This window comes from Candidatus Hydrogenedentota bacterium, assembly GCA_035416745.1.
In the GTDB taxonomy this organism is placed as follows: domain Bacteria; phylum Hydrogenedentota; class Hydrogenedentia; order Hydrogenedentales; family SLHB01; genus UBA2224.
In genome coordinates this window covers 1-8,639 of record DAOLNV010000141.1, presented here as the reverse complement: position 1 = coordinate 8,639, position 8,639 = coordinate 1, and the positions used below count along the sequence as shown (strand labels likewise).

6 protein-coding genes and 2 tRNA genes are annotated in these 8,639 nt (G+C 57.4%); all 8 read left to right on the top strand.

The window, feature by feature from the left end:
* Positions 1 to 218: 218 nt before the first annotated feature.
* Positions 219 to 303, top strand: a tRNA-Leu gene (locus tag PLJ71_21970).
* A 62-nt stretch (positions 304 to 365) separates the two neighbouring features.
* A complete protein-coding gene (tig, locus tag PLJ71_21965; protein HQM51356.1) occupies positions 366 to 1,838 on the top strand; it encodes a trigger factor in 1,473 nt (490 codons plus the stop codon).
* On the top strand, positions 1,828 to 2,478 hold the full coding sequence (locus PLJ71_21960; protein HQM51355.1) for an ATP-dependent Clp protease proteolytic subunit: 651 nt from the start codon (positions 1,828 to 1,830) through the stop codon (positions 2,476 to 2,478). The genes tig and PLJ71_21960 overlap by 11 nt, the downstream gene beginning before the upstream one ends.
* Before the next feature lie 198 nt (positions 2,479 to 2,676).
* Positions 2,677 to 3,954 (top strand): ATP-dependent Clp protease ATP-binding subunit ClpX, encoded by a 1,278-nt coding sequence (gene clpX / locus PLJ71_21955; protein HQM51354.1) that lies wholly within the window; start codon positions 2,677 to 2,679, stop codon positions 3,952 to 3,954.
* A 198-nt stretch (positions 3,955 to 4,152) separates the two neighbouring features.
* A complete protein-coding gene (lon, locus tag PLJ71_21950) occupies positions 4,153 to 6,498 on the top strand; it encodes an endopeptidase La (GenBank protein HQM51353.1) in 2,346 nt (781 codons plus the stop codon).
* Positions 6,495 to 7,085, top strand: a complete 591-nt coding sequence (gene yihA, locus PLJ71_21945) for a ribosome biogenesis GTP-binding protein YihA/YsxC (GenBank protein HQM51352.1) — start codon at positions 6,495 to 6,497, stop codon at positions 7,083 to 7,085. The genes lon and yihA overlap by 4 nt, the downstream gene beginning before the upstream one ends.
* A gap of 116 nt (positions 7,086 to 7,201) precedes the next feature.
* Positions 7,202 to 7,288, top strand: a tRNA-Leu gene (locus PLJ71_21940).
* An 804-nt stretch (positions 7,289 to 8,092) separates the two neighbouring features.
* Positions 8,093 to 8,639 (top strand): hypothetical protein (locus tag PLJ71_21935; GenBank protein ID HQM51351.1); only part of this gene is annotated, 547 nt, incomplete at its 3' end.

The following is an 8,639-nucleotide window of genomic DNA, read 5'->3' as shown; positions in this document are numbered from 1 at the left end:
GAGCGGCGACAACGTGTTGAAAACCTTGGTTTTATTATGGTAACATCAATTTTCGGTTTTGGATTGTGGGCGTGGACGCCGTTCGGGGAGTTGGCGAAGCCTGGCTCCCCAGCCACTCTCTTTTTGCCGGCTCGGGCATGATACCCAAGGCAGGATGCCGTGTTAGAATGGCGCTACGCGCTTGAGTGATATGGCATGTTGGAAGCGGGTGAACCCGCGGGCGAGTGGCGGAATTGGCAGACGCGCTGGACTTAGGATCCAGTGCCGCAAGGTGTGCGGGTTCGAGTCCCGCCTCGCCCACCATGTACCGAAGGGAAACGCTGTGCAAGCCTGATGGCAACGTTGACAAAGGTAGATTAGACCCCATGGCAGAAAAAAAGAAAAAGCACGAAGACGAAAAGCAGCCGGAACAGGATGAAACCGTGGCGGCCGCTGAGGAAGAAACGAAGGAAGCCACTGCCGGGACGGCGGAGGAGGAAGAGGACGATTTCGTAGAAGACCCACAATTCGAAGTCGACTACAAGGGCGACTGCGCCTACGAAGTCAAGGTCACCATTCCGCCTGCAAACAAAAACCAGAAATCGGCCGAGATGATCGACGAGCTGAAGAAGGAAGCCGAAGTACCGGGGTTCCGCCCTGGCCGGGCGCCGCGCAAACTCATCGAGAAGAAGTTCGGCAAGATTGTCAAGGGGGAAGTCGAGGCCAAGCTTGTAAGCGCTGCGTTTCAAAAACTGATCAAAGACGAAGAGCTGCGGCCTCTGGGCATGCCGGATATCGATGGGCTCGAGGAGAAGAAGGAGCGTCCGGAAGATGAGCCCCTGACGTTCACCTTCAAGTTCGAAGTCGCGCCGCGCGTGGAGCTGGGCAAGTACAAGGGCGTCAGCGTTGAACGGCCTGTGATTGCGGTCGAAGACGAGCAAGTCGATGTGGCCGTTCAGGATCTGCGTTCGCGCTATGCGGTTTTCGAGACCCTCGGCGACGGCACGGCGGCGGATGGCGACCAGGTCATCATTGATTTCAAGGGGACGGTAAACGGCGAGGGATTCGCCGGTGGTTCGGCCAGCGACTATCCGTATATCCTCGGCACCAAGCGGTTTTTCCCTGAGTTCGAGAAGGCGCTGCTCGGCAGTTCACCCGGTTCGGAGGTCTCTTGTACCGTGTCTCTGCCCCAGAATCTGCCCAACGAGGAACTTCGAGGCAAGAAGGCGGATTTTAGTATCAAGGTAAAGGAACTGAAACGCCGCCAGATGCCGGAGCTGAATGACTCGTTTGCCAAACAGGCGGGCTTCGAGAGCGTGGCCGATATGAAGGAGAAAATCCGCACGCAGATGAGCGAGAACGCGGCCGAGCAGAGCAACGCAATTGCGGAGAGCCGCGCGCTCGACGCCGTCATGAAGAAGTGCAAGTACGAATTGCCCAAGAGCCTCCTCGACGAATTGGGCGAAGACATGTACCGCGAACAGGTTTCCCGGCTTCGTCAGACGGGCACCTCGATGGCGGATATCGAGGCGCGCGAGGACGAACTGCGCAAGAAAGCCCGCGAGACGGCCGAACTCGACGTTAAACGCATCACAACGCTTAACAAGATTGGTGAAGCAGAGAGTATCGAGGTCACGGACGAAGATTTCGAGCAGGAAGTCGCCTCAATCGCCATGCGCGCTGGTGTGCAGTCGGATATGGTTTCCAGCTATCTTGAGGAAGGCGATCGCCGCAGCCGGACCGAGGGCCGCTTGTACCGCGCCAAGGCGATGAAACTGGTCATGGAAAACGCCAAGGTCAAGGACAAGGCTGTCAAGCAAGAAGAGTTGGAGGCGCAAGAAGACGCCAATGATGCATGAGTATCTACGAAACCCCCTGGATCTCCGGGCAGTCACGATCTATGAAGATACAAGCCGTGGCGAGCGGCCGTACGACATCTATTCCAAGATGCTTAAGGAACGTATCGTTTTCCTCGGCTTCCCGATCGACGACCATGTCGCCAACTACGTGATTGCGCAGCTTCTGTTCTTGGAATCGGAAGATCCTGATAAGGACATCCAATTGTACATCAACACGCCGGGCGGCAGTGTCACTGCGGGTCTGGCCATCTACGACACGATGCAATACATCAAACCGGATGTCTCATGTATCTGTCTCGGACAGGCTGCAAGCATGGGCGCCGTTTTGATGGCTGCGGGTTCTCCCGGAAAACGGTTCGCGCTTCCTTATTCCCGTTTCCTGCTGCACCAGCCGATGGGCGGCGCACACGGGCAGGCCTCCGACATTGATATCCAGGCCAGGGAAATCGTCCGTGTCGGCGAAATGCTCGATGAAATCCTGGCTCGCCACACCGGCCAGCCCATCGAAAACATCCGCCGTGACAGCGACCGCGATTTCTTCATGGATGCCCGCGAGGCACAAGAATACGGTCTGGTGGACGAAATACTCCGCCGCGAAGCCGTTAAGTCACAGTCAGAAAAGAGCTTATCAAAAAGGTAGTGTGAATAAGTACAAGGCCAGTGGGCCCCGCTGCCGCGCCCGACGGGGCGGGATGAAACTTGCAGAAAACGCGGCTATCCTGCTAAATATAGGAAGAAGCAGTACCTTATTGAATGCCCTGGGCGAGAAAACTGTTGACAAAATCGCCTAACAATGCTATAACAACTGTCGACAGTCTCGTCACCAAGGGAGGTATGTATGGCTCCACATCGCACGCGAGGTGACGTCCCCACCTGTTCCTTCTGCGGGAAGCGTCATGACGAAGTCGGCAAACTCATTGCCGGGCCAGAAGTTAACATCTGCGACGAGTGTGTCCAGCTATGCTCGGAAATCGTGGCGGAAGACCGCGCCCGCAAGGGGGTGTCTCGAGGCCTGAAGGTTCCTCGCCCGGACGAGATCTTCCACTATCTTGAGCAGTATGTGATTGGTCAGGAAAAGGCCAAACGCATTCTTTCCGTGGCGGTTCACAATCACTACAAGCGCATTCTATCAGGTGGAGAAATCGACGGGGTCGAGCTTCACAAGTCCAACGTGCTGCTCATCGGTCCGTCGGGTTGTGGTAAGACCTTGCTGGCCCAGACCCTTGCGAAAATGCTGGATGTGCCGTTCGCGGTGGTGGATGCGACGACCCTGACCGAAGCGGGATACGTGGGCGATGACGTTGAGAACGTTATACTTAAGTTATTGCAGGCTGCGGACTTCGATCCGGGCCGCGCAGAAACTGGCATTGTCTACATCGATGAGATAGACAAGATTGCGCGCAAAGGCGACAGCCCCTCTATTACGCGCGATGTGTCGGGCGAGGGTGTGCAGCAAGCGCTGCTGAAGCTTCTGGAGGGTTCGATTGCGAATGTGCCGCCTCAAGGCGGCCGCAAACATCCCCAACAAGAGTGTATTCAAGTAGATACGACGAATATCCTGTTCATTTGCGGGGGCGCCTTCAATTCGCTCGAGAAGATTGTCGAGCGGCGGACCCGGCAAAATGTCATGGGCTTCAACGCGAATGTACAGTCGCGCCATGAGCGCAGCACGGGCGAATTGCTTGAGCTGGTCGAGCCTGAAGACCTGATCAAGTTCGGCATGATCCCCGAATTCTCGGGCCGTGTCCCAGTGATCGCAAGTTTGCGCGAGTTGAGCAAAGAGGACCTCCGGCGAATCCTGGTCGAGCCCAAGAACGCCATCATGCGCCAATATCAGAAGCTTTTCGAGATGGAGAATGTCAAGCTCCGTTTCAGCGAGGAAACCATCGACGCTGTCGCGGACTATGCCATCGAGAAAGACACGGGCGCGCGGGGTCTGCGCAGCATTCTCGAACAAGCCATGTTAAACGTGATGTTTGAGATTCCCTCCCGAAAGGACGTTCGCGAGTGCATCATCACTCCGGGAGTTATCCTCAACAAGGAAGAGCCGTTGCTTGTCTATGAACACGAGGCTGAAGGGCGTCCCGAGGAGGGCAAGTCCTCGGCCTCGGCCTAAGGGCTTTGTCAGCGGCCCAGCCCATTTTCACTGTTTTCGCGCGAGAGGGTCTTTGTCGGACCGGAGGAACACCGCGTTCCTCCGGTCCCGCTTTGTGAGGGCTGGACTTGACCGGCCTGCCGTCAAATTGACATTTCCTGCATCGTTGGGATGAGATCATACGCGTAGTGGTATTTGCACCTGAGTAAGGAAGTCAGAATGGCATCCAAGAAACAAGAACGCACCGATCGTCTGCCGCTTCTGCCGCTAAAAGATGTGGTTGTTTTCCCCCAGATGGTTGTGCCGCTGCTCGTAGGAAGGCCGGCATCGGTGGCGGCAGTGGAAGAGAGCCTTTCTTCGGGACGCCCGCTCTTCTTGTGTTCGCAGACAGACCCGGAAGTCGAGTCGCCCGGAGTCGACGACCTATACCGCGTCGGAGTCGCCGCCAACATTTTGCAGACGTTGCGCATGCCCGACGGCACGATGAAAGTGGTCATCGAAGGTCTTGCCCGTGGCCGGGTGCTTCGGCTTTCCCGCAAAGGCGGGTATGCCGAGGTACAGGTCGAGCGCGTCGAGGTCGAGCACGTCGAGGTCAATGAGGAGACCACCGCATACATGCGGATGACGCTCCGGCAATTCGAAGAGTACGCCCACGCCAGCCAGCGGGTATCCCCGGAAGTCGTCGGCTCACTTCAAAGCATACCGGAGCCCGCGACTCTGGGTGACCTGATCTGCGCCTATTTGCCCTTGAGCGCCAATGAGCGGCAGGAACTGCTCGAGGAACTCGATCCCTCGGCGCGTCTCGAACACATCTCGACCCTCCTGATGCGCGAAAACGATCTCATGGACATCGAACGGCGGGTGCGTGACCGGGTTCGCGACCAAATGGACCGAAGCCAGCGGGAGTTCTACCTTCACGAGCAGTTGAAAGCGATTCAACAGGAACTCGGTGCGCGCGAAGAAGGAATGGACGAGTTTGCCGACCTGCGCAAGCAGATCGAGAAGGCGCGCATGCCCGCGGAAGTCCGCCAGAAGGCTCTCCGCGAGTATGGGCGTTTTGAACGCACGCCCTCGATGAGTCCTGAAAGCGGTGTTATCCGGACCTATCTCGAATGGCTGGTCGATGTGCCCTGGAGCAAGCGCAGCCGCGACGACATCGACATCAAAGAAGCTCGAGAAATCCTCGACGAAGACCATTACGGTCTCAGGAAAGTCAAGGAGCGCATCCTCGAGTTCCTGGCGGTCCGCAAGCTGAACCGAAAGTCGAAGGGTCCGATACTGTGCCTGGTGGGCCCGCCAGGCGTGGGAAAAACGTCACTCGGCAAGTCGATCGCTCGTGCCATGAAGCGAAAATTCGTGCGGGTCTCTCTCGGCGGCATTCGCGACGAAGCCGAGATTCGCGGTCATCGCCGCACCTACGTAGGGGCCCTTCCGGGACGAATTATCCAGGGACTGGCCCGAGGCGGCGTCAAGAATCCGGTATTCATGCTGGATGAGGTGGACAAGATGAGCATGGACTTCCGGGGCGACCCGTCGTCGGCCCTGCTCGAGGTGCTGGATCCGGAACAGAATCACGCCTTCAGCGACCACTACCTCGAAGTGGACGTGGATCTTCAGGAAGTGTTCTTCATCACGACCGCCAACGACGAATACGAAATTCCCGCGCCGCTGCACGACCGTATGGAAGTCGTACGGCTATCGAGCTACACGGCTTTCGAGAAGGAACGGATCGCCCAACACTTTCTGGTGCCCAAACAGATGAAGGAATGCGGGCTGGACGTGGAGGCTGTCCGTTTCACGCCGAAGGGCGTTCGAACCATCATCGAAGGATATACGCGGGAGGCCGGCGTGCGGGAACTCGAACGGCAGATCGCCAACGTCTGTCGCAAGGTGGCCGTGCGGGTCGTCGACAAAGGCCAAAACCGCAAGATGGTCATCAACGAGAGCCGTGTAAGCGAACTGCTTGGGCCGCCCGACTATCTCGAGAATCGCGCCGATACCAAGCCCGGCGTGGGGGTGGCCGTGGGCGTCGCGTGGACCGCTGTCGGCGGCGACATTCTGCATATCGAGACCAGCCTCGCCCGCGGCAAGGGCGAGGTGTCGCTGACCGGACAGTTGGGCGAGGTGATGCGCGAATCGGCGCAGGCGGCTTATACGTACCTGAGGGCTCATGCCAGCCAATTGGGTATCCCCGTGACCTTCGCCAAGATGTTCGATGTGCATGTGCACGTGCCCGAGGGCGGCATTCCCAAAGACGGTCCGTCCGCCGGTGTCCCCATCGCAGTATCGTTGCTGTCGGCCTTGAAAAAGAAGCCGCCGAAGCCCGCATTGGCTATGACGGGCGAGATCACCCTGCGGGGCCGCGTCCTGCCTGTGGGCGGCGTGAAAGAAAAGGTTCTCGCGGCGCACCGGGCGGGTATAAAAACCATCGTGCTTCCCAAGGAAAACGAAAAAGACCTGCGCGACGTGCCCAACGAGGTGAAGAAGGACCTTAGTTTCGTTATGGTCGAGCACATCGACGAAGCATTGGCGGTGGCGTTCGGCTGGAAGCGGAAGAAGAAATGAAAGTTCGCCACGCGGAATTTGTCACCAGCGCGGTGCGTCCAGAACATTATCCCGGCGACATGCGCCCCGAGATTGCCTTCGTAGGGCGCTCCAATGTGGGCAAATCGACCTTGCTCAACATCCTGCTCAACCGGCGCGGACTAGCCAAGACAAGCAAGAAACCTGGCAAGACCCGTCTAATCAACTTTTTTGACGTTAACGGGGAAGTGTATTTCGTCGACCTTCCTGGTTACGGCTTCGCCAAGGTCTCGAAAAAGGAGCGCATGTCCTGGGAACGCTCGATTACCGAATACATCACCGGACGGGAACAGCTGCGCCTGGTAATGCATCTTGTCGATGCCCGGCACAAGCCCAATGACGCCGACCATGCCTTATTGGACATGCTCGACGCGGCTCGCGTTCCCGCGCTCATTGTCGCCACGAAGGCCGACAAGCTGCGCGCTCGCGACCGCAAACCCGCCCTGAAACAGATCCGTGAGGAACTCGAACTCGAGGACGACGCTGTCATTGTGTTTTACTCCGCCGAATCCAAGGAAGGCGTCCGAGACCTCTGGGGAATCATCGACGACTGTCTGGAAACCACCTGAGGCGTGGGTGAAACCGGCTTCCGGCGCGTCGGAGGGCCATGGCACGAAGGCCCCGGCACAAGGCACGGTACAAGGTTGCATGCCATGCTGCCAGACGGTATAATTCACTCTTATTCGCCGAGATGGTGGAAGTGGCAGACACGCATGGCTAAGGACCATGTGCTCGAAAGGGCTTGGGGGTTCGAGTCCCCCTCTCGGCACCATAGACACAGAAACCCCTGGAAGGACTTTCTTTTCCGGGGTTTTTTGTTTTCGGGGGGGCGCCGAATTCGGGGCGGCAACAGAATATCCGCGTTCGGTAAAACGGTCACGGCCTGATTCTCGTAAACGTTCTGCTTCTTGTGGGCCTTCATGCATATCTACTGATTCGGAGGGGCGGAAAGTCTCCTGCTCCGGCCATGGTTTGGATGGAAGTATTCGCATATTTGTCAACACATAACGAGATGTGGCCGGCTGAGTACCGAGTGACCAAGATTTGACCAAAGAAGGAAATAGTTTATCAAGAGTGAAAAGGTCTACCTCTTGCTCAAAACCGTAATCTTAGCCTCAAGTCTGCATAGAGGCGCACCAGTCTGCTTAGCATCCTATTGCAATTACTTGCCTTCCGGAAAACATGAGGGCATTTCCTCCTTATCAGTCCCGCAAACCACGAACAATAGGAGGGGGAATCCGTGATTCTGCGATTTGGCCTTGTCAACCAGCTGGGAACAGTCATTCGATATGCCTGTGGTTATACGCAACGGGCATGGAACTTGCCAGTAATTGAAAGTGGTGTAGACTGCTCGCAACGAGCAGGCGGATTTCTCGGGGTTGAGAGCTGGGCTATTCATGTGACGGAAGCGCTGCGGAACTTACTCGTTTCGAGTCCGGCGTGAGATTTGGGGTGCAATCAGAATGGTGGTGAGGGTATCATGCCTGGCAACTCAAGCAGGCGTCATCATGATTGGTGTCCACTAGGTGTCAGGTTCAGGTTCGTCGTGCAGCGGACTCGTCGAAAGGAGCTAGTAATGCGTTACACGCGTAGACCATCACAACGCGGGATGTCGTTGGTATCTGGTGTGGTGCTGCTTGGTCTCTTCTTCACCTTTTCCTGCCTTGCAAGTGCCCAAGACACGGTTCTGACGATAGATAGGGCTGCCCTGTCGGATCATTACGTGCCTGGCGGAACGCTGGACATTGCGGTGACTTTCAGCAAGGAGGGTTCGGGCACGGTCTCCGCGTTGGCCCTTTACGAAACGTTGCCTGCTGGCTGGACGTATAACAGCCCTGTGAGCGTACCTGGCATGGCATTCACCCCGGCGTCGGGTTCGAGCGGGACGCTGGAATTTTTCTGGCTGGGCATCCCGAGCTTCCCTGCTACGCTCGTCTATCGCGTAAATGTTCCAGGCAGTCAGAGTGGCACAGCAACGATCTGCGGGTACGCTGAATACCGCCTTGGCGGGGGCCCGTTGGTGACGTCCACTGTATGCACGCCTATCCCAGGACAAAACCGTGCTCCCGAGCTTGGGGCCATCGGGAACCAGTCGGTGGCGGAGGGCGGGACGCTGGATGTTC